This is a genomic window from Bradyrhizobium pachyrhizi (assembly GCF_029714545.1).
In the GTDB taxonomy this organism is placed as follows: Bacteria; Pseudomonadota; Alphaproteobacteria; order Rhizobiales; family Xanthobacteraceae; genus Bradyrhizobium; species Bradyrhizobium pachyrhizi.
The window spans coordinates 162531-184464 of sequence record NZ_CP121667.1 but is presented as its reverse complement, the minus strand read 5'-3'; the positions used below and the strand labels follow the sequence as shown (position 1 = coordinate 184464).

General features: G+C 64.8%; 22 protein-coding genes. 16 read left to right on the top strand and 6 right to left on the bottom strand.

All coding sequences use genetic code 11. The features are described from left to right. Positions 1-72: 72 nt before the first annotated feature. Positions 73-1008, bottom strand: a complete 936-nt coding sequence (locus tag QA639_RS00830) for a hypothetical protein (RefSeq protein WP_283088978.1) — start codon at positions 1006-1008, stop codon at positions 73-75. A 91-nt stretch (positions 1009-1099) separates the two neighbouring features. Here QA639_RS00830 and QA639_RS00825 point away from each other — a divergent pair, with 91 nt between their 5' ends. From QA639_RS00825 to QA639_RS00785, 9 genes are all read left to right on the top strand, one after another. Continuing rightward, entirely contained in the window at positions 1100-1369 is a 270-nt protein-coding gene (locus tag QA639_RS00825; RefSeq protein ID WP_283088977.1) for a hypothetical protein, read from the top strand. Between the two features lie 205 nt (positions 1370-1574). Beyond that, positions 1575-3476, top strand: coding sequence for a molecular chaperone DnaK (gene dnaK / locus QA639_RS00820; protein ID WP_028335770.1), 1902 nt, complete (start codon positions 1575-1577; stop codon positions 3474-3476). A 148-nt stretch (positions 3477-3624) separates the two neighbouring features. Next, positions 3625-4752, top strand: a complete 1128-nt coding sequence (dnaJ, locus tag QA639_RS00815; RefSeq protein ID WP_050383491.1) for a molecular chaperone DnaJ — start codon at positions 3625-3627, stop codon at positions 4750-4752. 99 nt (positions 4753-4851) lie between these two features. After that, positions 4852-5454, top strand: a complete 603-nt coding sequence (locus QA639_RS00810; protein ID WP_028335768.1) for a class I SAM-dependent methyltransferase — start codon at positions 4852-4854, stop codon at positions 5452-5454. Positions 5455-5502: 48 nt separating this feature from the next. Beyond that, positions 5503-6081 (top strand): NADPH-dependent FMN reductase, encoded by a 579-nt coding sequence (locus QA639_RS00805; protein WP_283088976.1) that lies wholly within the window; start codon positions 5503-5505, stop codon positions 6079-6081. A 6-nt stretch (positions 6082-6087) separates the two neighbouring features. After that, a complete protein-coding gene (pyrF, locus tag QA639_RS00800) occupies positions 6088-6798 on the top strand; it encodes an orotidine-5'-phosphate decarboxylase (protein ID WP_028335766.1) in 711 nt (236 codons plus the stop codon). Between the two features lie 21 nt (positions 6799-6819). Further along, positions 6820-7122, top strand: a complete 303-nt coding sequence (locus tag QA639_RS00795; RefSeq protein WP_028335765.1) for a DUF1330 domain-containing protein — start codon at positions 6820-6822, stop codon at positions 7120-7122. A 65-nt stretch (positions 7123-7187) separates the two neighbouring features. Next, positions 7188-8000: a 4-hydroxy-tetrahydrodipicolinate reductase gene (dapB, locus tag QA639_RS00790; RefSeq protein ID WP_016841511.1), complete on the top strand. Its 813-nt coding sequence runs from the start codon at positions 7188-7190 to the stop codon at positions 7998-8000. 47 nt (positions 8001-8047) lie between these two features. Further along, positions 8048-8671: a 2,3-bisphosphoglycerate-dependent phosphoglycerate mutase gene (locus QA639_RS00785; protein WP_028341753.1), complete on the top strand. Its 624-nt coding sequence runs from the start codon at positions 8048-8050 to the stop codon at positions 8669-8671. A gap of 46 nt (positions 8672-8717) precedes the next feature. On the opposite strand, the gene QA639_RS00780 is transcribed toward QA639_RS00785, so the two are convergent. Further along, entirely contained in the window at positions 8718-9614 is an 897-nt protein-coding gene (locus tag QA639_RS00780) for a methylated-DNA--[protein]-cysteine S-methyltransferase (protein WP_028335763.1), read from the bottom strand. A 107-nt stretch (positions 9615-9721) separates the two neighbouring features. Then, entirely contained in the window at positions 9722-10282 is a 561-nt protein-coding gene (locus QA639_RS00775) for a DUF2244 domain-containing protein (RefSeq protein WP_028335762.1), read from the bottom strand. Between the two features lie 22 nt (positions 10283-10304). Between QA639_RS00775 and nth the strand changes: the two genes are divergently transcribed. The 6 genes from nth to QA639_RS00745 all read left to right on the top strand — a co-directional run bounded on the left by nth (position 10305) and on the right by QA639_RS00745 (position 17221). After that, positions 10305-11090 (top strand): endonuclease III, encoded by a 786-nt coding sequence (gene nth / locus QA639_RS00770; protein ID WP_050383613.1) that lies wholly within the window; start codon positions 10305-10307, stop codon positions 11088-11090. A 106-nt stretch (positions 11091-11196) separates the two neighbouring features. Further along, the gene (locus tag QA639_RS00765; RefSeq protein ID WP_050383488.1) at positions 11197-12342 is read left to right on the top strand and encodes an HlyD family secretion protein; all 1146 of its coding nucleotides are present in this window, start codon (positions 11197-11199) and stop codon (positions 12340-12342) included. Continuing rightward, the gene (locus QA639_RS00760; RefSeq protein ID WP_050383487.1) at positions 12329-13957 is read left to right on the top strand and encodes an MFS transporter; all 1629 of its coding nucleotides are present in this window, start codon (positions 12329-12331) and stop codon (positions 13955-13957) included. The genes QA639_RS00765 and QA639_RS00760 overlap by 14 nt, the downstream gene beginning before the upstream one ends. Positions 13958-14097: 140 nt before the next feature. Continuing rightward, positions 14098-15150, top strand: coding sequence for a type III polyketide synthase (locus QA639_RS00755; RefSeq protein ID WP_283090708.1), 1053 nt, complete (start codon positions 14098-14100; stop codon positions 15148-15150). Continuing rightward, entirely contained in the window at positions 15147-15659 is a 513-nt protein-coding gene (locus QA639_RS00750) for an isoprenylcysteine carboxyl methyltransferase family protein (RefSeq protein WP_283088975.1), read from the top strand. The genes QA639_RS00755 and QA639_RS00750 overlap by 4 nt, the downstream gene beginning before the upstream one ends. After that, the gene (locus tag QA639_RS00745; RefSeq protein ID WP_428841131.1) at positions 15656-17221 is read left to right on the top strand and encodes a DHA2 family efflux MFS transporter permease subunit; all 1566 of its coding nucleotides are present in this window, start codon (positions 15656-15658) and stop codon (positions 17219-17221) included. Before QA639_RS00750 ends, QA639_RS00745 begins: the two co-directional genes overlap by 4 nt. Here QA639_RS00745 and QA639_RS00740 read toward each other — a convergent pair. The 3 genes from QA639_RS00740 to QA639_RS00730 all read right to left on the bottom strand — a co-directional run bounded on the left by QA639_RS00740 (position 17218) and on the right by QA639_RS00730 (position 20592). Further along, the gene (locus tag QA639_RS00740; protein ID WP_283088974.1) at positions 17218-17967 is read right to left on the bottom strand and encodes a sulfate transporter family protein; all 750 of its coding nucleotides are present in this window, start codon (positions 17965-17967) and stop codon (positions 17218-17220) included. The genes QA639_RS00745 and QA639_RS00740 overlap by 4 nt on opposite strands. A 104-nt stretch (positions 17968-18071) precedes the next feature. Beyond that, positions 18072-19484 (bottom strand): MFS transporter, encoded by a 1413-nt coding sequence (locus QA639_RS00735; protein ID WP_283088973.1) that lies wholly within the window; start codon positions 19482-19484, stop codon positions 18072-18074. A gap of 184 nt (positions 19485-19668) precedes the next feature. After that, entirely contained in the window at positions 19669-20592 is a 924-nt protein-coding gene (locus tag QA639_RS00730; RefSeq protein ID WP_283088972.1) for a LysR family transcriptional regulator, read from the bottom strand. A gap of 170 nt (positions 20593-20762) precedes the next feature. Between QA639_RS00730 and QA639_RS00725 the strand changes: the two genes are divergently transcribed. Then, complete coding sequence (locus QA639_RS00725; RefSeq protein ID WP_157342752.1) at positions 20763-21932, top strand: CaiB/BaiF CoA transferase family protein; 1170 nt, start codon at positions 20763-20765, stop codon at positions 21930-21932. Positions 21933-21934: the final 2 nt, after the last annotated feature.

Below are 21934 nucleotides of genomic sequence, written 5' to 3'. Positions count from 1 at the left end.
CGCTCTGATAACCGTGCGAGGAGGCTAGTTCCGTTCGTGGAGCTGCGAAAGTCCGATTTTTCGGCGGGCCTGTCAGCCGCGCGGCTGGATGCCGTCGCGCACCGCGCGGAAGCGCGGGAAGGCCTTCTCCCAATCGGTGCGCGGGGAGCTGCCGATGATGCGCATCGATGTTTGCGCGCCGAACCGCAGCCACTGCACGATGGTCACCGGGGTATTGTCCTTGCCGCTGACGGCGTCGATGCGCGTCTCGAAGCCGGGCTGGCCGTCGATCCGGATCGGTTCGGACATGGTGATCCGCCCGTCGCGCACGCCGGGGATGGTGGTGGCGATCTGCTGGGCGAAGCGGCCGCGATCATCCGGTGTGGCCGGGGCCGAGCCGATGATGCCAAGCAGCATGAAGGGCTTGGTCTCAAGGCCCCTGTCGTCGCCGTCGGCCATCAGCAGCGCGGCGCCCGGCGCCAGCATGCGGACATTCTTGAAGCTGCCGAGCTCGGTGACCTTGAACGGCATCATGCCGAGCTGTTCGTCGACCGGCACCTCGTTGCGGATCTGGGCGGTGGCGAACATCTGCCGCACGGCGTCGTCGGTGTAGATCTTGCTGGCGTTCTCCGGCACCTGGACCGCGACATAGCCGGAGAAGGTCGGTCCCGGCAGGATCATGGAATAGCGCCGCACATTGGTGGTGCCGTCACGCGCGCTCTCCACGGTGTAATAGGCGAGGCCGGCCGGCGTCTCGAGGCTCTCCGGCTTGATGTTTCCGCTACCGGCCGGGTTGGCCTTGAAGGCGCTCACGACCTCGTTGTAGGCGTCCGCGGGCAGATCGGCGATCAAGACCTTCACGCCCTGGTCCTCGGTCTCGAAGCCGATGAACGACCTGGCGCGGTTGAGGCCCACCAGCGGCTTCATCCCGACATGCGCGCCCGGCGGAAACACCACGTCGGCGGCAAAGCCACGACAGGTGGCAGCAAGCAGCAAGGCAACCGCAACGAGAAGTCGAAAAGGCGTCATGGGGATCTACCGGTTTTGCTTGGTGGCCGCGCAACGGGGCCGGTGCAGGGCTGGATGGCCTCTTTCAGTCGGACCGCTTTTAGCGGTTTTGATGACCCTGCAACAGGCCGCCAAAGCCGCCCTCCGGGCCTGCAGGCCCGATTCCATGGGCTTTTCGTCCCGATTGGCTGGCACTTTCCAGTTTCCCGACGTTTCCGACGATCGGCCACCAGCGGCCAAACAGCGCGCCCTCGGCCTGTGCGCCGCTCTCGCATACGACGTTTGTGAGTGTTCACTCAACAGCGCGGACGTCGCGTGGCGGATGTTCGCGGTCGACGGCGGGCGGCATCATTGCCGATTTGTTAACTTGGATCGGGGTTGAACCGGCGCCGCAGCCGGGCTGACACAATCTTTCAAACGTCAGTCTTTTCAGGCCTCAACGTTGCGTCCAGTCCTTGCGGGCAGGACCCTCTCTCCTATATCAGGCTCACCGTCGCAATATCGCGAGTATGTGAACGTCTGGGGGTTCGGTACGGAGCGCCGTCAGGGCCCAACCAACCTGCCGTAGCAAAGAGGATATGAAAACCATGGGTAAGGTCATTGGGATCGACCTCGGCACCACGAATTCGTGCGTCGCCGTAATGGATGGCAAGAACGCCAAGGTGATCGAGAATGCCGAGGGCATGCGGACGACGCCGTCGATCGTTGCCTTCACTGACGATGGCGAGCGCCTCGTCGGCCAGCCGGCGAAGCGCCAGGCGGTGACCAATCCCGAGCGTACGTTCTTCGCGGTGAAGCGCCTCATTGGCCGCCGCTATGACGACCCGATGGTCGAGAAGGACAAGAAGCTCGTTCCCTACAAGATCGTCAAGGCATCGAACGGCGACGCCTGGGTCGAAGCCGATGGCAAGACCTATTCGCCCTCGCAGGTCTCGGCCTTCATTCTGCAGAAGATGAAGGAGACCGCTGAGGCGCATCTCGGCCAGAAGGTCGAGCAGGCCGTCATCACGGTTCCCGCCTATTTCAACGACGCGCAGCGTCAGGCCACCAAGGACGCCGGCAAGATCGCCGGCCTCGAAGTGCTGCGCATCATCAACGAGCCGACGGCTGCCGCGCTCGCCTACGGTCTCGACAAGTCGAAGTCCGGCACGATCGCCGTGTACGACCTCGGCGGCGGCACCTTCGACGTCTCGATCCTCGAGATCGGCGATGGCGTGTTCGAGGTGAAGTCGACCAACGGCGACACCTTCCTGGGCGGTGAAGATTTCGACATGCGCCTGGTCGGCTATCTCGCCGACGAATTCCAGAAGGAGCAGGGCATCAACCTGCGCAACGACAAGCTCGCCCTGCAGCGCCTGAAGGAAGCTGCGGAGAAGGCCAAGATCGAGTTGTCGTCGACCACGCAGACCGAAATCAACCTGCCGTTCATCACGGCTGACCAGACCGGTCCGAAGCATCTGACGATGAAGCTGACCCGCGCCAAGTTCGAGGCGCTGGTGGCCGATCTCGTCGAGAAGACCATCGAGCCGTGCCGCAAGGCGCTGAAGGATGCCGGCCTGACCGCCGGCGAGATCGGCGAAGTGGTGCTGGTCGGCGGCATGACCCGCATGCCGAAGATTCAGGAAGTCGTGAAGCAGTTCTTCGGCAAGGAGCCGCATAAGGGCGTCAATCCCGACGAGGTCGTCGCAATCGGCGCTGCGATCCAGGCCGGCGTGCTGCAGGGCGATGTCAAGGACGTGCTGCTGCTCGACGTGACCCCGCTGTCGCTGGGCATCGAGACGCTGGGCGGCGTGTTCACCCGCATCATCGACCGCAACACCACGATCCCGACCAAGAAGAGCCAGGTGTTCTCGACCGCCGAAGACAATCAGGGCGCCGTCACCATCCGGGTCTTCCAGGGCGAGCGTGAAATGGCGGCCGACAACAAGATGCTCGGCCAGTTCGACCTGATGGGCATTCCGCCGGCTCCGCGCGGCATGCCGCAGATCGAGGTGACCTTCGACATCGACGCCAACGGCATCGTCAACGTCTCGGCCAAGGACAAGGCGACCGGCAAGGAACAGCAGATCCGGATCCAGGCATCCGGCGGTCTGTCCGAGGCCGACATCGACAAGATGGTCAAGGACGCCGAGGTCAACGCGGCCGAGGACAAGAAGCGCCGCGAGGCTGTCGACGCCAAGAACCATGCCGACGGTCTGGTTCACTCGACCGAGAAGGCTCTGGCCGAACACGGTTCGAAGATCGCCGACACCGAGCGCCGCGCGATCGAAGACGCCGTCAGCGACCTCAAGGAAGCGCTGAAGGGCGACGACGCCGAGGCGATCAAGGCCAAGACCAACACGCTGGCGCAGGCTTCGATGAAGCTCGGCGAGGCCATGTACAAGCAGCAGGCCGAGGCCGATGCGGCCAAGGACGCTGCTAAGGATGACGTTGTCGACGCGGAGTTCACCGAGGTCGACGACGACAAGAACAACAAGAAGTCTGCTTAGGCGCGGGCTTGCGATCATGGCCCTCACACCAAAGAGCACGCGCCGCGTCTCGGAGGAGTGGGGGTCATTTTTCTTTAAGGCGATCACTGCATCTTCCAGACAGGCGCAATCCTTGGCGATGGCGACGAACTTCGGACGGAATTGAAGGATGTCCACCAAGCGCTGCTATTACGAGACCCTCGAGGTTGAGCGGAACGCGGACGAGACCAAGCTGAAATCGGCTTTCCGCAAGCTCGCGATGAAATGGCATCCGGACAAGAATCCGGGCGACGCCACCAGCGAAGTCCGGTTCAAGGAAATCAACGAAGCCTATGAGGTGCTGAAGGACGGCGACAAGCGCGCCGCCTATGACCGCTTCGGCCATGCCGCTTTCGAGCAGGGCATGGGCGGCGGCGGTCCCGGCTTCGGCGCCGGCTTCGCCTCATCCTTCTCCGACATTTTCGAGGACCTGTTCGGCATGGCCGGGCAGCGCCGCAGCGGCGGCCGCGAGCGCGGCGCCGATCTGCGCTACAACATGGAGATCACGCTCGAGGAGGCCTTCCAGGGCAAGACCGCGCAGATCGAGATTCCGGTCTCGGTCACCTGCGAATCCTGCTCGGGCACCGGCGCCAAGGCCGGCACCAAGCCGAAGACCTGCTCGCATTGCGGCGGCGCCGGCCGTGTCCGGCAGGCCCAGGGCTTCTTTACGCTGGAGCGGACCTGTCCCGGCTGTCAGGGTCGCGGCCAGATGATCGAGGATGCCTGCACCTCCTGCGCCGGTTCCGGCCGGGTGACGCGCGAGCGCACGCTGTCAGTCAACATTCCCCCGGGGGTCGAGGACGGCACCCGCATTCGTCTCGCCGGTGAAGGCGAGGCCGGTGTCCGCGGCGGACCGCCCGGCGACCTCTACATCTTCCTGTCGCTGACCACGCACCAGTTCTTCCAGCGCGACGGCGCCGACCTGCACTGCCGCGTGCCGATCTCGATGGTGACCGCAGCGCTCGGCGGTGAATTCGAGGTGCCGACCATCGACAAGGGCAAGACCAAGGTCAAGGTGCCGGCCGGCACCCAATCCAGCCGGCGATTCCGCATCGCATCAAAGGGTATGCCGGTGCTCCGCTCGCGTCAGACCGGCGACATGTATGTCCAGGTCGTGGTCGAAACGCCGCAGAATCTGACCAAGAAACAGCAAGAACTGCTGATGGAGTTCGAAAAGCTGTCGTCCGGCGCAACCCAGCCGGAGGCAGCGGGTTTCTTCTCTAAGGTCAAGGACTTCTTTGGCAATCGCTCCGTCTAGCCGCAGTCGTTATGCTTGACCGTAACGACTTCGACCTATACGTCTTTGTGACTGTTTTCTGACAACCGCTCGATTGTGCGGTCCCCGCCTGGTAGCGACATGCCTTTGCAATCGTCCGTGCGTGCGTCGAAGAAGCCCCTCCGTCTCGACGACGAGGTTCGATTTCTCCGTTCATGGATGGAGAAGCCGCTGCATATGGGCGCGGTGATGCCGTCCGGACGGCTGCTCGCCCGCACCATGGCGCAATATGTCGATCCCGACGCCGAGGGGCCGGTCGTCGAACTTGGACCCGGCACCGGGGCGATTACCAACGCGCTGATCGAGCACGGCGTGGATCAAAAGCGTCTCGTCCTGGTCGAATACAATCCCGGCTTCTGCGCCTTGCTGCGCGAACGCTATCCGCACGCCAGGGTCGTCCAGGGGGACGCCTATAGGCTGCGCGATACGCTGTGGGAGGTGCTGAAATCTCCCGCCTCGGCCGTGGTCTCCGGTCTGCCGCTCGTCACCAAGCCGATGCTGACCCGCCTGAGGCTGGTCCGTGACGCCTTCCTGGCGCTCGCACCCGGCGCGCCGTTCATTCAGTTCACCTATTCGGTGGTGCCTCCGATTCCGAAGTCGCTGCCGGGCGTGTCCACAGAGGCCTCCGAGCGGATCTGGATGAACCTTCCGCCCGCGCGGGTCTGGGTGTATCGCAAGGGCTGACCACCCGGCGCCGTCGCGCCGGGCGTGCGCCTTACCTGCGATTTCAAAATGTCCGCGCTGAAAATCCTCGTGATCCCCGGATCGCTTCGGTCAGGCTCGCTCAATGCGAAGCTGGCGGCCGTGCTGGCGCACGAACTGGTGCAATCCGGCGCCGACGTCACCCGCATCTCGCTCGGCGACTTTCCGCTGCCGATCTATGACGGCGACCTGCAGGCGAAATCCGGCGTGCCGCAGCATGCCGTGAATCTGAAGCGGATGATCGGAGCCCATCATGGCGTGCTGATCGTGACGCCGGAATACAATTCCTCGGTGCCGGCGCTGGTGAAGAACACGATCGACTGGGTGAGCCGCGTGCAGGATCCGCATGAGGTGCGAGGTCAGGTGTTCCACGGCCGCGCGTTCGCGATTTCAGCCGCATCCGGCAACCGGCTCGGCGGCACGCGCGCGCTGGCTGCGCTGCGCCTGATCCTGACGGCGTGCCACGCCACCGTGATCCCGAACCAGCTCGCGCTGTCATTCGCCGAGCAGGCCTACGACGATATGGATCATCTGAAGCACCAGGCCGACATCGACGCGATGCAGGCGCTGGTGCGGCAGCTGATCGACCAATCCCAACGCATGATGTGAGGTGACATGCAGCCAGCCAGGATCGCTCCAAGAGACCGGTTGATCGTGGCGCTCGATCTGCCGTCCGTCGCCAGCGCCGAGGCGATGATCGACCGGCTCGGCGATGCCGTCACCTTTTACAAGATCGGCTATCAGCTCGGTTATGCCGGCGGCCTCATCCTGGCGAAGCAGCTTGCAGGCAGCGGCAAGAAGGTCTTCCTCGATCTGAAGCTGCACGACATCGGCAACACCGTCGCGCGCGGGGTCGAAAGCGTCGCCGGGCTCGGCGCGACCTTTCTCACCGTGCATGCCTACCCGCAGACCATGAAGGCGGCGGTCGAGGCACGCGCCGGGTCCGGCCTGAAGATCCTCGCGGTGACGGTGCTGACCTCCTACGACGACACCGACCTGCATGCGGCCGGCTATCGCCTCAACGTCTCCGATCTCGTCGAAGCGCGCGCCAGGCAGGCGCAGGCGCTTGGTGTTGACGGCCTCGTCAGCTCGCCCGAGGAGGCCGCCGCCTTGCGCAAGATCGTCGGCGATCAGATGAACCTGGTGACGCCGGGCATCCGCCCCGCAGGCTCGGCGAGCGGCGACCAGAAGCGCATCATGACGCCGGCTCGCGCCATCGCCGCCGGCGCCGACTATCTCGTGGTCGGACGCCCGGTGATGGAAGCCGCCGATCCGAAGGCTTCAGCCGAAGCCATTCACGCCGAAATCGCCCAGGCGCTCGCCTGAACAACAAGAGGGAGAACAGAGATGGCGAAGGGATACTGGATTGGACGCGTCGACGTTCACAATGACGAGGGCTACAAGCCATACGCGGTGGCCAACCTTGCGATCTTCAAGAAGTTCGGCGGCCGTTACGTGGTGCGCGGCGGCCAGCTCAACTGCGTCGAGGGAGAGAGCCGCTCCCGCAATGTCGTGATCGAATTCCCCGACTACGCAACCGCGATGGCCTGCTACAACTCCCCGGAATACCAGGCCAACATCAAGGTGCGGCAGCCGCATTCGATCGCCGACCTCATCATCATCGAGGGCTATGACGGCCCGCAGCCCTGATCGCGGGTAGCCGGTTCGGTTGCCGGAACAGCCTTGGCTCGCTATATCGCGTGGAGAGGTGAGCCATGGCTGACATGCGTTTGATCGTTGCGGGAGCCGGCGGCCGGATGGGCCGCACGCTGACGCGGGTGATTTCCGAGACCCCGGGGGCGGTGCTGGTCGGTGCGCTGGAAGCGCCGGGCTCGGAACTGCTCGGCAAGGACGCCGGCGTGCTCGCCGGCCTTCCCGCCAATGACGTCAAGCTGTCGGCCGATCTGTGGTCGATGTCGGCCGGCGCCGACGGCATCCTGGATTTCACCGTGCCGGCCGCGACCATCGCCAATGTCGCAATCGCGGCCGAGCGCGGCCTCGTTCACGTCATCGGCACCACCGGGATGTCGCCGTCCGACGATGCGGTGATCCGCAGCGTGACCAACCGCGCCATCGTGGTGAAATCCGGCAATATGAGCCTCGGTGTCAATCTGCTCGCCGCGCTCGTCAAGCGCGTCGCCCAATCGCTCGACCAGAGCTTTGACATCGAAATTCTCGAGATGCACCACAAGTCCAAGATCGATGCGCCGTCGGGCACCGCCCTGATGCTCGGCGAAGCCGCGGCCGCGGGACGTGGAATCGCGCTTGATCAGCATTCGGCGCGCGGCCGCGATGGCCTCACCGGCGCGCGGCGCGCGGGCGATATCGGCTTTGCCTCGTTGCGCGGCGGCACTGCGGCCGGCGATCACAGCGTGATCTTTGCCGGCCCCTCCGAGCGCATCACGCTCTCGCACCATGCAGAGGACCGCGCGCTGTTCGCGCAGGGCGCGCTGAAGGCGGCGCTGTGGGCGCATGGCAAGAAGCCCGGCATGTATTCGATGGCCGACGTTCTCGGGTTGAGCGACTGACGCCGCTCGACGGAATGAAATCCAGCTAAGCGAAAACGGAATCTGAAATGAGTGATCGTCTCCTTGTGCTCGTTCGTCACGGTCAGAGCGACTGGAATCTGAAGAACCTCTTCACCGGGTGGAAGGACCCTGATCTCACCGAGCAGGGCGTCAACGAAGCCAACGAGGCCGGCCGCAAGCTGAAGGCGCAGGGTCTGTCGTTCGATGTCGCGTTCACCTCCGACCTCACCCGTGCGCAGCACACGCTGAAGCTGATGCTGGAGCAGATCGGCCAGACCGGTTTGCCGACCACGAAGAATCTCGCGCTCAACGAGCGCGATTACGGCGATCTCTCCGGCCTCAACAAGGACGACGCCCGCAAAAAGTGGGGCGAGGACCAGGTTCTGATCTGGCGCCGTTCCTACGACGTGCCGCCGCCCGGCGGCGAAAGCCTGAAGGACACGCTGGCGCGCACGCTGCCCTATTACGTGCAGGAGATCCTGCCCGGCGTGCTGCGCGGCCAGCGCACGCTGATCGCCGCCCACGGCAATTCGCTGCGCGCGCTGATCATGGTGCTGGAAAAGCTGACGCCCGAGCAGATCCTCAAGCGCGAGCTCGCGACCGGCGCGCCGGTGGTCTATCGGCTCAATGCCGATTCCACCGTTGCGTCCAAGGTCGATCTCGCGGGGTAGGCCCGCAGGATGGGTAGAGCGAAGCGAAACCCATCCTGCAATTGAGCTAGTGCAATCCGACCTGGCCGGCTTCCCAGCCCAGCATCGCCTGCTTGCGGGTGATGCCCCAGTGATAGCCGGTCAGCGCGCCGCTCTTGCCGAGTGCGCGATGGCAGGGCACCACGAACGACACCGGATTGCGGCCGACCGCGGCGCCGACCGCGCGCGAAGCTTTCGGGCTGTTGATCTTGCAGGCGATGTCGGAATAGCTGACCGCGCGGCCCATCGGGACCTTGAGCAGCGTCTCCCACACCCGCACCTCGAAGTCGGTGCCGATCAACACGACGCGCAGCGGCTGGTCCGCCCGCCACAACCGTGTATCGAACACGCGCTGTGCCAGTGCGGTGGTGCCGTCGGTGTCCTCGACATAGGTCGCGTTCGGCCAGCGCCGCTTCATGTCGGCGAATGCGGTCTGCTCGTCACCGTGATCGGCGAAGGCAAGCCCCGCAAGCCCGCGATCCGTTGCGATCACGATCGCGGTGCCGAACGGCGAGGGATGGAAGCCGTAGCGCAGCGTCATGCCGCCGGCGCCGGTCTTCCATTCGCCCGGCGACATCGCCTCATGCGTGACGAACAGGTCGTGCAGCCGTCCCGGCCCTGACAGGCCGGAGTCGAGTGCCGCATCGAGCACGCTGGCGGAATCGCGCAGCAGGTTCTTGGCGTGGTCCAGGGTCAGCGCCTGCATGAAGGCCTTCGGCGTCAGCCCGGCCCAGCGTCGGAACAGATGGTGCAATTCATCCGGCGTGACGGCGGCGGCATCGGCCATCGCTTCGATGGTCGGCTGCGTGCGCCAATGCTCCGAGATGAACGCGATGGCGCGCCGAACCGAGTCATAGTCGCGCAGCGCGGCGCTCTGGAGGCCCGGCTTGGCCAGGCGCTGGTCGTGTATGGCGAGTGTCATCATGGTGTCTGATTTAGGAGCCATGGCGCGTCCAAACCACCCGATTTCTGACAAGCATGATCCGGAAAAGTGGAGACCGGTTTTCCGAAAAGATCATGCTCAAATAAGACCTAGTGGATGGGGTTGTAAGTCGGGCCGCGTTTCGCGGCGTTGAGCGCCGCCGTCAAGGCCTTGGAGAAGCTGGCCTTTTCGTCCGGACCCAGGAAGCTGCCGACGCTGACCCGGCGGCCCCGGGAGACCAGATAAAGCCGCTCGATGCCGAACTCCTCATGCGAGATCTGTTCGAACCGTACCCAGAGCGGATTGAGCACCCATTCCGCCACATGCCCGCGATGGCTGATCCTGCGCACCCGCAGTTCCGACGCCGTGACGGTGATCTCCTCGCTCGCCTTGGCGGTGCGGAAATTGACCTTGAACGCCCAATAGATCACCAGCGCGTCGAGGCCGAAGAAGCCGAAGATCGGCCAGGCGCCGAGCCACCAGAACACCGCGCCGGCAATGAAGCTGACCACGGTGACGAACGACATCAGCACGATAAAGCCGGTGCGATTCAGCGAGCGGTGCGGCGTCAGCAATGCCGAGAACAGTTTGGGCTCGGCCTCAGCGGCATCAGCCGCGAGGTCATTGGCCCTGAGGTCTTCGCCCGGATCAAAGTCGTTGCCTGCGGTCATGACGTATCAGTATATCCGGTTCATGGCCAAAATCATCCGCTCTCAACGCGCCAGCACATCAAGCGTTCGGTCTGCACCGAAGAAGAAGCCTGCGAAAGCGGCAAGGCTGCTGCCCAAACGCGGGGCAAAGAAGGCGGCCAAGAAGGCCGCCAAGCGAACCGTAAAGCCGAAGCCATGGACATCGGAGGAGGTCTACGAGGCTTTCGACCGGTTCCGCAAAGCCAATCCCGAGCCCAAGGGCGAACTCGAGCACCTCAACCCCTACACGCTGCTGGTTGCGGTGGTGCTGTCGGCGCAGGCGACCGATGCCGGCGTCAACAAGGCGACGCGAGCGCTGTTCGCGGTCGCCGACACGCCGGAGAAGATGCTTGAGCTCGGCGAAGACAGGGTGCGCGACTACATCAAGACCATCGGGCTCTATCGCAACAAGGCGAAGAACGTCATCGCGCTGTCGCAGAAGCTGATCGCCGAGTTCGGCGGCGAGGTGCCGCGCACGCGTGCCGAGATCGAATCGCTGCCCGGCGCCGGCCGCAAGACCGCGAATGTCGTGCTCAACATGGCATTCGGCGAGCACACGATGGCGGTCGACACCCATGTGTTTCGCGTCGGCAACCGCACCGGCCTCGCGCCCGGCAAGACGCCGCTCGAGGTCGAGTTGGGATTGGAAAAGGTGATCCCGACCGAGTTCATGCTGCACGCCCATCACTGGCTGATCCTGCATGGCCGCTACACCTGCCTCGCCCGCGGTCCACGTTGCGACGTATGTCTGATCAATGATCTCTGCCGGTGGCCGGAAAAGACCGTCTGAGGCATGATCGTCGTCATGTGCTATCAGAGCATTTTCGAGCGAAGTGGATGCCGGTTCGCGCGATAGGTTTGTCGGTTGTTCCGGTGCGTGATTGAGGGAGTGCGGTGTGGCAGAGCAGGTTGAAGATGGTCCGTCACCCGCCAGCCAGACCGCGCCTGCTGCGGCGCCCGCCAAGCCGCAATCTTCAGCAAGCGGCTTCTGGAGCCGCTTCGCGATTCCGCTTTTTGCCGTGCTCGTCGCGCTGGTGTTCGTCGCGGTGGCGACCAGTCGCTGGGATGCCTGGGTCGGCAGCGCCACGATCCAGACCACCAATGATGCCTATGTGCGCGCCGAATTGACCCAGCTCTCCAGCCGCGTGTCCGGCGAGGTGCTCACCGTCGCCGTCTCCGATTTCCAGCGCGTCAGGGCCGGCGATCTCCTGGTGCAGATCGATCCCGCCGATTACCAGGCGCAGGTCGCGCAGGCCGAGGCCGGCGTGGTCGGTGCCCAGGCCGTGCTGGATAACCTCAACAACCAGGTCGAGCTGCAATATGCGACCATCGCGCAGGCCGAAGCTGCGCGGCTGTCCGCGGAGGCGCAGCAGACCCTGGCACGTCAGGAGGAAGAGCGTCAGCAGTCGCTGTCGCAAACCGACGCCGGCACGCGGCAGCGGCTCGAGCAGGCGACCGCATCTTATGCCAAGGCGGAGGCCGACGTACGCGCCAGCCGCGCTGTGATCGCGGCGCAGCGCCATCAGCTCGAGGTTCTGCAAGGAACCAAGAAGCAGCGTGCCGCCGACCTTGACGCCGCGAAGGCGCTGCTGGCATCGGCCAAGCTCAAGCTTGGCTACACCAAGATCGTCGCGCCGTTCGACGGCGTCACCGGCGAGCGCCAGGTGCAGCCGGGCGACTACGTCAACATCGGCGCCAATCTGATCAACGTCGTGCCGCTGCCGAACGTCTATGTGATCGCCAACTACAAGGAGACCCAGCTGACCAACGTCAAGCCGGGCCAGCCGGTCGAGGTCACCGTGGATACGTTCGCGGGCCAGAAGCTGCGCGGCGTCGTCGAGCGCATCGCACCGGCGAGCGGATCGCAATTCGCGCTGCTGCCGCCCGATAACGCCACCGGCAATTTCACCAAGGTGGTGCAGCGCATCCCGGTGCGGATCCAGTTCGACAAGGGCCAGCCCTTGCTCGAGCGCCTGCTGCCGGGCATGTCGGTGGTCACGCGGATCGATACCGGCGAGGCGGCCGCCAATGGCGGAAAGTGACGACCGCGACCGTGGTCCGGTCTCGCGCGGCGACGTCGCGCGCTATCCGCTGTTCGCGGTCGTCGCCGTGCTGCTCGGTGCGTTTCTGGCGAATTTCGACAGCCGCCTGACCTCGGTCGGCCTGCCCGATCTGCGCGGCGCGTTCTCGCTCAGCTTCGACGAGGGCGCATGGCTCTCGACGGCCGCCATCGGCTCGCAGATCTTCGTCGCGCCTGCGGTGGCCTGGCTCGCCACCGTGTTCGGCCTGCGCCGTGTGCTCGGCATTCCGAGCCTGGTCTATGCGGTGGTCTCGCTGACTATCCCGTTCGTGCGCGACTACACGACGCTGATCGCGCTCAGCATCGCCCACGGCATGCTGCTCGGCACTTTCGTGCCGGCGACGCTGATGATCATCCTGCGCAACCTGCCGATCCGATGGTGGCTGCCGGCGATCGCGATGTATTCGATCCGCGTCGGCTTCGCGCTCGACTCGTCGAGCTCGCTGGTCGGTTTCTATGTCGAGCATCTCGGCTGGCAGTGGCTGTATTGGCAGGGCGTGGTGATCGCGCCGCTGATGGGCCTGATGGTGTATCTTGGCACGCCGAACGAGCCGGTTAATCGCGACCTGCTGCACCATGCCGATTGGGGCGGCATGCTGCTGCTCGGCGCCGGGGTGTCGATGGTCTATGCCGGGCTCGATCAGGGCAACCGGCTGGACTGGCTGTCGTCGGGCACGGTGATGGCGCTCTTGATCGGCGGCGCGCTGTTGATCGTCGCCTTCATGATCAACGAAATGGTCGCGCGCCGGCCCTGGGCACATTTCAACGTGCTGTTCTCGCGCAATATAGGCCTCTCGCTGGTCGTCATCCTGCTGTACACGCTGACCAGCCTGTCGAATTCGTCGCTGGTGCCGAACTTCCTCGGCACCGTCGGCGCGCTGCGGCCGGAGCAGTCGGGCGTGCTGCTGTTCACCTACGGCGCGCTGCCGATGTTCGTGCTGGTGCCGATCTCGATTCTGCTGCTGCGCCACCTCGATCCGCGCATCGTCGTGGTGCTCGGCTTCTCGGCGTTCGCGGCGGCCAATCTCTGGGGCACGCAGCTCAGCCATGTCTGGGCGCGCGAGGATTTTGTCGGCATCGTCCTGCTCGCGTCGATCGGGCAGGCGTTCACGCTGCTGCCGATCATCATCATGGCACTGTCGAATTCCGATCCGTCGCGGGCGACGGCGTTCGCGGCCTATATCCAGATCATGCGCCTCGGCGGCGCCGAGATCGGCGTCGCGCTGATGGGGACCTGGCTGCGGGTTCGCGAGCAGATCCATTCCAACTATCTCGGACAGCACGTGCAGAACGGCGATATCGACGTCGTGAACCTGCTCCAGCGGCTGGCAGGTGAATTTTCCGGCCATGGCATCGGGACAGCTACGGGGCGCGCCGTCGGCACGCTGGCGGCGCTGGTGCAGCGCGAGGCCAACACGCTCGCCTATATCGACGGCTTCTGGCTGTGCTTTTGGCTTGCGATCCTGGCGCTGGTCCTGGTCGCCTTCATCACGCGCGCGCCGCAGGGCCCGTTGTCGCCGGCGCCGCTCGGCTTGGTGAAGAGCGTGATGCGCAGGCTGGGCGCCACCGCTTCCTGATTTGCGAAGAGGCGGCGCGGATATTGGCGCCGGGTCAATTTATAGTGAATACCGCGCTCGCGCTATGTCGCAGGCGTGTTGAAATATTTTGCTCATCGCGCGGTTCCAAGAGCGGGGGAAATGGAGCCACGATGATCGAGATAAAGCAGACGGCCGCGCTTGTTTCCCTGGCGACGGCGGTTCCACCGCATCTATTCCATCAGGGACAGGTCCTGCAGGCCGCGCGCAATCTCCTCGCCGACCGCTATGCCGAGTTCGAGACGCTCTCCAGCCTGTTCGCCAACACCGGCATTCAGCATCGCTACGGCGTCAAGCCGATCGAATGGTATCTCGAACGGCGCGGCTGGCCGGAGCGAACGCTGGCGTTCCTCGAGGGCGCGGAGACGCTGTACGTCGACGTGGCGCGCAAGGCGATTGCGCGCGCCGACCTGACCGGCAGTGACATCGATATCGTGGTCACGGTGTGCTCGACGGGTATAGCCACGCCGACGCTGGAGGCGCGCGTCGCCGGCAAGCTCGGACTGCGGACGGATGTGTCGCGCGTGCCGGTGTTCGGCCTCGGCTGCGCGGGCGGTGTGTCCGGCCTGTCGATCGCGGCGCGACTGGCCGAAGCGCGGCCGGGAGCGAACGTGCTGCTGGTTGCGCTCGAGCTCTGCACGCTCGCGGTCCGGCACGACGAGCTCACCAAGGCAAATATCGTTGCGGCCAGCCTGTTCGGCGATGGCGCGGCCGCGATCGTGCTGCGCGCCGGCGACGGTGGTGCGACGCGCATCGAGGCGACGGGCGAAAAGCTGTGGCCGGATACGCTCGACATCATGGGCTGGACGGTCGATCCGGAAGGATTCGGCGTGGTCTTTCAGCGAACCATTCCGGATTTCGTCCGCGACCATGTTGGGCCGGCTGTTGCCGAAATCCTCGCGCGGATGCAGCTGACGGCCGATGACATCGACCGCTTCCTCTGCCATCCCGGCGGCGCCAAGGTCATCGCCGCGCTGGAGCGGGCACTCGCGCTCGATCAGGGCACGCTCGATCACGAACGCGACGTCATCGCGGCTTGCGGCAACATGTCGGGCCCGACGGTTCTCTTTGTTCTCGAACGAGCCTGCGCCAAGGGATTGCCGCCGCGCTCGCTGCTCACGGCGCTCGGGCCGGGCTTCACGCTCAGTTGCGTTGCGCTCAGGCACGCGGCATGAGCTTCGCGTCGGTCATCCTCGCTCTGGTCACGCTGCAGCGTCTCGGCGAGCTCGTGCTGTCACGTCGCAACACCGAGCGGCTTCTCGCGCGAGGCGCGGTCGAGGTCGGCGCCAATCACTACCCGCTCATTGTCCTGGTTCACGCCGGCTGGCTGACCGCGCTGTGGATCTGGGGCCGCGACCAGGACGTCAACCTGGCCGCGCTGGCGGGTTTTCTGCTGCTGCAAGGCCTGCGGATATGGATCCTCGTCGCGCTCGGGCCGCGATGGACCACGCGAATCGTCGTGCTGCCGGGCGCGCCGCCGGTCGCATCCGGGCCGTACCGATATCTCCCGCATCCAAACTACGCCGTCGTGGTCGGTGAAATCGCGCTTCTGCCCCTCACGCTCCACCTGCCGCGATTGGCGCTGATGTTCACCCTCCTCAATCTCGCGGTGCTTGCGGTCCGGATTCGGATCGAGAACCGCGCGCTATCCGTTTCCGATTGGCCACGTACAAGCACGCCATGAGCAAGGCGGATCACCGAACCGACAGCCCATCGGCTGCGACCTGGGCCGGCTTCCTCCTGATGTGCTTCGGCATGTTCATGGCGATTCTCGACATCCAGGTCGTCGCAACCTCGTTGCCGACGATCCAGCGCGCGCTTGCGATCTCGCCGGCGGCGATGAGCTGGATCCAGACCGCCTATCTGATCGCGGAGGTGATCGCGATCCCACTGACCGGCCTGTTCACGCATGCGCTGTCGTTGCGATGGCTGTTCGCGCTTGCCGTGAGCCTGTTCACCGTCGCGTCGGTCGGCTGCGCCCTCAGCGGCGGCTTTGCCGCGCTGCTGGCATTTCGTGTGCTGCAGGGATTTTCCGGCGGCGTCCTGATCCCCGCAGTGTTCTCCGCCGTGTTCACGCTGTTCCCGGCGCGGCTTCATCCGGTGGCCACCACGATCGGCGGCGTCGTCGCGGTGCTCGCGCCGACCGTTGGACCCGTCGTCGGCGGCTGGATCACGCAGACCTGGTCGTGGCCATGGCTATTCCTGATCAATCTGGTTCCGGGAACGGTGGCAGCCTCGGTAACGCCGTCGCTGCTTCCGAAGGAAGGCGTGCAGCTTCGTGCGTTCTCCAGACTGGATAAATGGTCGCTTGTCCTGCTCGCGGCGACGCTCGCAAGCTTCATGATCGGTCTGAAGGAAGCGCCGCAACGCGGTTGGGCGTCGATGCCTTGCCTCGGCCTGCTGATTGCAAGCATTGCGGGGTTGACGCTGCTGATCCGGCGCACGCTTCGCGCGGCCAATCCGATCGCGCAATTGACGCTTTTCAGGCGGCGTCCGTTCGCGATCGGTTGCGCACTGAGCTTTTGCCTCGGCATTGGTCTGTATGGATCGACCTATCTGATGCCGGTATTCCTCGGTTTCGTCCGCCGCCACGACGCCTTCGAGATCGGCACGATCATGCTGGTCACGGGGGCTGCGCAGCTCGTCGCCGCGCCGCTTGCGGCGATCCTGGAAAGCCGCGTCGGCGCGCGGCAATTGACCGGCGCGGGCTTCGCCTTGTTCGCGCTCGGCCTCGGCTGGAGCGCCTTTCAACCGCGCACGGCGGATTTTGGCGAGATGTTCTGGCCGCAGGTCGTGCGCGGCGTCGCGATCATGTTTTGCCTGCTGCCGCCGACGCGCATTGCGCTGGGCGCCCTGCCGGAGGCGGAAATCGCCGACGCCAGCGGACTGTTCAATTTGATGCGCAATCTGGGCGGCGCGATCGGGATCACCCTGATCGATACCATCCTCTATGGGCGAAGCCCGATCTATGGCGAGGATTTCCGCGTGCGGCTGCTGGCGGGGGATGTCACCGCGGCGCAGGCGATCGGGCTCGATCCGAAGTTGCTGATCGATCGCCCGCTGGGTCTGCCGGACGACGCCACGGTGGCGTTCATCCGGCCGTTGGTCGAACGGGCGTCGCTCGCACTCACCGTCAACGAGGCATGGGCGATGCTCGCCTGCGTGGCGATCGTCGGACTGCTGCTCGTGCCATTCGCAAGCGATCGGGTACCGGCATCGCTGCCCGTGCTTCCGGATACCACCTAGACCGAGGACACGTTGGTTCGCCGCGCCGGTTCGAACTCGCGCCGCGGGCCCGACAGCCGCTTGTACATGTGCACCATGAAGGCCATGCCGAACAGCGGCGTCGCCAGATTGACGATCGGGATCGAGACGAAGGCCGCGATGAAAAGGCCCGCCGTAAAGACTGTCGCCGCGTTCTCCTTGCGCATCGCCTTGGCGTCATCAGGCGAGCGGAACCGCATCGCCGCAAGCTCGAAATATTCGCGGCCGAGCAGCCAGGCGGTTGCGATGAAGAAAATGATGAAGCCCGCGCCCGCGAACAGCACGAACGGCAGCGCGACCAGATAGACCAGGATCGTCAGCAGCGCGGTCTTGACGCCCTCGATCATCGCGAGCGTGACCGGCAGCGCCACGCCGGGATGGTCAGCCGGATAATGCTCGCGCTCGACATGGTCGGCGACGTCGTCGACAAACAGGCTTGCCACCAGCGAGGTGATCGCGGGCATCAGGAAGATGCCGCCGAGCACGACGCCAAGGCCCGCCGAGATCGAGACGATCCAGGACAGCACGTGCAGCGTGGAATGGAAGTTGGGGCCGAGCATGCCTTCGGCCCAGACCTCGCCAGTGTCGGCAAACCAGCTCAGCAGCCGCTGCAATCCGATCGCCAGCACGGTGATCAGCACCAGCGCAAGCCCGATCGAGCGCCACAGGATCGAGCGCATCGGCGGCGACAAGATTTGCGAAAGCGCCTTGACGGCGGCGGCTAACATGACTGGGCTACCTCTGCACAAATGACCCGCGAGAGGTAGACACCCAATATGGCTTCGGCAAGTGCCGTTTGTGCCGCGGTGTCAGCGTTTTCGAGCGAAATGCTCTAGGCGTCGAGCGGCTTGCCACGGACGTTCGGCCCCCAGACACCGATAGCAATGATCACGATGACCATCGCCGCGGTGATCAGGCCGAACACGCCGCCGACGCCGGCCTCCTTCAGCATGAACGCCACGATGAAGCCGGAGAAGGTCGCGCTGAGCCGGCTCATGGAATAGACGAGGCCCGCGGCGCGCGCCCGGATCGCGGTCGGGAACACCTCGGTCTGGTAGGCGTGATAGGCGTAGGACAGCGTCATGTTGGCCCCCGTCACCAGCACGCCGCTGGCGATCAGCAGCACCGGCTCGGTGAGCTGCGAGAAGGCGAGGCCGAACACCGAGATCGCGGCGGCTGCGCCGCAGATGATCCATTTGCGCTCGAAGCGGTCGGCGAAGGTCGCGGCCAAGAGCGGCGCGAGCGGATAGGCGAAGGCGATGATGAAGGAATATTGCAGGCTCTTGGTGACGTTGATGCCCTTCTGCACCAGGAGCGCCGGAACCCAGTTGGAGAAGCCGTAGACGCCGAATGCCTGGCAGAGATTGAAGATCATGAACAGCACGACGAGCGAGACGTAGGGTGGCCTGAACAGGTCGGCATAGCCGGTCTCGGCCGGCGCACGTGCCGGTATCATCGCGGCCGTGGCGGTCGGGCGCGGCGCCGCCGTCGGCGATGCGGCCTCGAGCGTCCGCATGATCGTCTCGGCCTCGGCAGCGCGGCCATGGCGGGCCAGCCAGAGCGGGCTTTCCGGAACGTAGAGTCGCAATACCCAGATGATCATGCTGGCGGCGGCGCCGATCAGCACCACCCAGCGCCAGCCGTCGATGCCGTGCGGCGAGAGCGGCACCAGCCACCACGCAAGTGCGGCGACGATCGGCACTGCCGACAGCATCACCGCCTGGTTGATCGCAAACGCCCGGCCGCGCATCCAGCTCGGCACCAGCTCGGTGATATAGGCGTCGATGGTGATGACCTCGATGCCGATCCCGATCCCGGCGATGAAGCGCCACAGCAGCAGGCCGCCGGGTGTGGTCTGGCACGCCATGATCACCGATGCGGCGCTGTAGAACAGCAGCGACCAAGTGAAGATCGCCTTGCGCCCGAAGCGATCGGCGAGGAAGCCGAGGCAGAACGTGCCGATGAACAGGCCGGCGAAGGTCGCCGCGACGAAGGCGCCGATCCCGGAGAAGCCGAAGAACGCCTGCGTCGTCGTGGTCATCAATCCGCTGCGGGCAAGGCCCGGCGCGATATAGCCGGTAAAGAACAGGTCGTAGATTTCGAAGCACCCGCCGAGCGAGAGCAGGATCACCAGCCGCCAGACGTAGCCGGATGTGGGCAGCGCCTCGAGCCGTCGCGAAATCTCGTCGGGTCCGCTTGTCGTGGTGGCGAGATCGGCGACCGAGCCGAGTTCGACGGCGCTCATGATGATCCTCCCCGAATGGTGCAACGGCCGCCCTTCTTGCGAAGGCGTACCGGTCGCGCATGTTTGGCAGCCGGAAGCCAGAAATCCAGACGAACATATCGAAGGAATCGTTCGATATTTTCGATGGCGCAGTTTCTGACGCGCCTGCTTCACGCGAACGGTGCCTACTTCGCTTGAAAGCGCCTTAGATCAGAAGCGTCGCCTCCCAGGCGCCGCGGCCCACCTGGTCTGCGATCAGGGCGCGGATCAGGCGGCACATCTCCTCCATGACGTAAGTCATCGGGCGATTGCGCAAGCGGCAAAGATAGAGGGTACGGGTCAGTTTTGGTTCGATGACTTCGCGCGCGACCAGCAGTCGGGCCTTCAACGACTCGCTGACGAAATGGGTCGTCGCAATCGTGCAGCCCAAACCCGCGGTCAGCGCGCCGATCATGCCGCTGGTCGAGTTGAGATGCATGATCGCGTTGGCCTCGAGACGCTTCAGCAGCACGGGGTCATCCAGCAGCGCGCGCGCCGATAGTCCGTATCGCAACAGGATCAGGGGCAGCCGCGTCACTTCTTCAAAGGGAATTGGCGTTTTCTTGCCGATCAGCTTCTCGGTGCCGACGCAGAACATCTGTTCCTCCAGCACCGGCTCGGCGATCAGGTCTTTGTCCGAAGGCGGATTGTAGACCAGCGCGAGGTCGACCTCGGAGCTCAGCAGATGCAGCAGCGTCGCGCCGGAGAGACTCTCGGTCAGCGACAGCTTCAGGTTCGGATATTTCGTCAGCACGGTCCGCATCAGCGGCACGCCGATCGCCTTCATCCCGGAATTGGCCATGCCGATCGAGATGTCGCCGGCGATGACGCTGGCGCCTTCCTTGATTTCGCGCTCGGCCGCCGCCATCGCGCGCAGGATGATGCGGGCATGCTCATAGAGCCGCTCGCCCGCCGCGGTCGGTTCCATGCCGCGCGGCTTGCGCTCGAACAGCGGCGTGGCGAATTCAGCTTCCAGATTGGCGATGTGGTGGCTGAGCGCGGATTGCGCGACGTTGGCCTGGTCCGCAGCCCGCGACAGGTTGCGCTGCTCGTAAACCGCGATGAAATAGCGAAGCTGGCGCGAATCCATGAGGGTTCAGCGTTCTAGAACCACGAATACACTATTCGACAGATTATATTTTTCAGATAGCGTGCGGAAGCCTAACCTGCGCGGATCACAATGCGTTTTCGAGCGAAGTGGCTACCGGTTCGCGTGAAGAAACGCGTCAGAACAAGAGCGCAACGAACACGGAGAAACCGATGACCGGGAACGGACTGCCGCTGGAAGGCGTGAGGGTCGTCGAGATGACCCACATGGTGATGGGGCCGGCCTGCGGCATGATCCTGGCGCAACTCGGCGCCGAGGTGATCAAGGTCGAACCGCCCGCCGGCGACAAGACCCGTTCGCTCGGCGGCATGGGGGTCTCGTTCTTCCCGCTGTTCAACCGCGGCAAGCGCAGCGTCGTGCTCGACTTCGCCAAGCCCGAGGACCGCGACACCATGCACCGGCTGCTTGCCAGCGCCGACGTGTTCCTGGAGAATTTTCGCGACGGTCAGCTCGACAAGCAGGGGCTTGGCGCCGAGGAGCTTCGCCAAAAATATCCGCAGCTGATCATCGCCGGCCACAAGGGCTTTCTGTCCGGTCCCTACGATCATCGCCCGGCGCTCGATGAGGTCGTGCAGATGATGTCGGGACTCGCGGCGATGACCGGCACGCGCGAAAAGCCGCAGCGCGTCGGGTCCTCCGCCAACGACATCATGGGCGGCATGTTCGGGGTGATCTCGATCCTCGCCGCGCTCTATCAGAAGCGCGGCGGCAAGGCTGATGGCGCCGACATCCGCATCGGCCTGTTCGAGAACTGCCTGTTCCTGGTCGCCCAGCACATGGTCGAGTACGAGATGACCGGCCGCAAGCCGCGCTCGATGCCTGAACGCGAGCACGCCTGGCCGATCTACGACATCTTCGATGCCGCGGGCGGCGATCGCATCTTCATCGGCGTCGTCACCGAAGGTCATTGGCAGAGCTTCTGCCGCGAGTTCGGCCTCACAGAATTCGCCGACGATCCGACGCTGCGCTCGACCACGGACCGCATCATGGCGCGCGACCGGATCATTCCGCGCGTCGCCGAGGTGATCAAGGGCTGGAACGTGGCGGACCTTTCGGCGCGGCTCGATGCGCTCAATATCTGTTTCTCGCCGATCAACCGGCCGGAGGATCTGCTGCAGGATCCGCATGTGCTGCGTCCCGGCGGGCTGGTCAACAATTTGAACGCCGACGGCAAGCCGTTCCGTGTCCCCGCGCTGCCGCTCGAATGGAACGGCCGCAATATCGGCGAAGGCCTGAAGGTGCCGGTGCTTGGCGCCGATACCGAAGCGGTGCGCGCCGAGCTCGCACAACAGAAGATTTCATCAACCGGAAACGCTGCGTGAGG

Excerpts from the sequence above, each read along its gene's own strand:
- QA639_RS00730 (WP_283088972.1), bottom strand. The coding sequence starts at position 20,592 with ATGGATTCGCGCCAGCTTCGCTATTTCATCGCGGTTTACGAGCAGCGC.
- QA639_RS00830 (WP_283088978.1), bottom strand. The coding sequence starts at position 1,008 with ATGACGCCTTTTCGACTTCTCGTTGCGGTTGCCTTGCTGCTTGCTGCC.
- QA639_RS00825 (WP_283088977.1), top strand. The coding sequence starts at position 1,100 with ATGACCCTGCAACAGGCCGCCAAAGCCGCCCTCCGGGCCTGCAGGCCC.
- dapB (WP_016841511.1), top strand. The coding sequence starts at position 7,188 with ATGGCTGACATGCGTTTGATCGTTGCGGGAGCCGGCGGCCGGATGGGC.
- QA639_RS00775 (WP_028335762.1), bottom strand. The coding sequence starts at position 10,282 with ATGACCGCAGGCAACGACTTTGATCCGGGCGAAGACCTCAGGGCCAAT.
- QA639_RS00750 (WP_283088975.1), top strand. The coding sequence starts at position 15,147 with ATGAGCTTCGCGTCGGTCATCCTCGCTCTGGTCACGCTGCAGCGTCTC.
- nth (WP_050383613.1), top strand. The coding sequence starts at position 10,305 with ATGGCCAAAATCATCCGCTCTCAACGCGCCAGCACATCAAGCGTTCGG.
- QA639_RS00780 (WP_028335763.1), bottom strand. The coding sequence starts at position 9,614 with ATGATGACACTCGCCATACACGACCAGCGCCTGGCCAAGCCGGGCCTC.
- QA639_RS00805 (WP_283088976.1), top strand. The coding sequence starts at position 5,503 with ATGTCCGCGCTGAAAATCCTCGTGATCCCCGGATCGCTTCGGTCAGGC.
- QA639_RS00785 (WP_028341753.1), top strand. The coding sequence starts at position 8,048 with ATGAGTGATCGTCTCCTTGTGCTCGTTCGTCACGGTCAGAGCGACTGG.
- pyrF (WP_028335766.1), top strand. The coding sequence starts at position 6,088 with ATGCAGCCAGCCAGGATCGCTCCAAGAGACCGGTTGATCGTGGCGCTC.
- dnaK (WP_028335770.1), top strand. The coding sequence starts at position 1,575 with ATGGGTAAGGTCATTGGGATCGACCTCGGCACCACGAATTCGTGCGTC.
- QA639_RS00810 (WP_028335768.1), top strand. The coding sequence starts at position 4,852 with ATGCCTTTGCAATCGTCCGTGCGTGCGTCGAAGAAGCCCCTCCGTCTC.
- QA639_RS00740 (WP_283088974.1), bottom strand. The coding sequence starts at position 17,967 with ATGTTAGCCGCCGCCGTCAAGGCGCTTTCGCAAATCTTGTCGCCGCCG.
- QA639_RS00760 (WP_050383487.1), top strand. The coding sequence starts at position 12,329 with ATGGCGGAAAGTGACGACCGCGACCGTGGTCCGGTCTCGCGCGGCGAC.
- dnaJ (WP_050383491.1), top strand. The coding sequence starts at position 3,625 with ATGTCCACCAAGCGCTGCTATTACGAGACCCTCGAGGTTGAGCGGAAC.
- QA639_RS00795 (WP_028335765.1), top strand. The coding sequence starts at position 6,820 with ATGGCGAAGGGATACTGGATTGGACGCGTCGACGTTCACAATGACGAG.
- QA639_RS00745 (WP_428841131.1), top strand. The coding sequence starts at position 15,656 with ATGAGCAAGGCGGATCACCGAACCGACAGCCCATCGGCTGCGACCTGG.
- QA639_RS00735 (WP_283088973.1), bottom strand. The coding sequence starts at position 19,484 with ATGAGCGCCGTCGAACTCGGCTCGGTCGCCGATCTCGCCACCACGACA.
- QA639_RS00725 (WP_157342752.1), top strand. The coding sequence starts at position 20,763 with ATGACCGGGAACGGACTGCCGCTGGAAGGCGTGAGGGTCGTCGAGATG.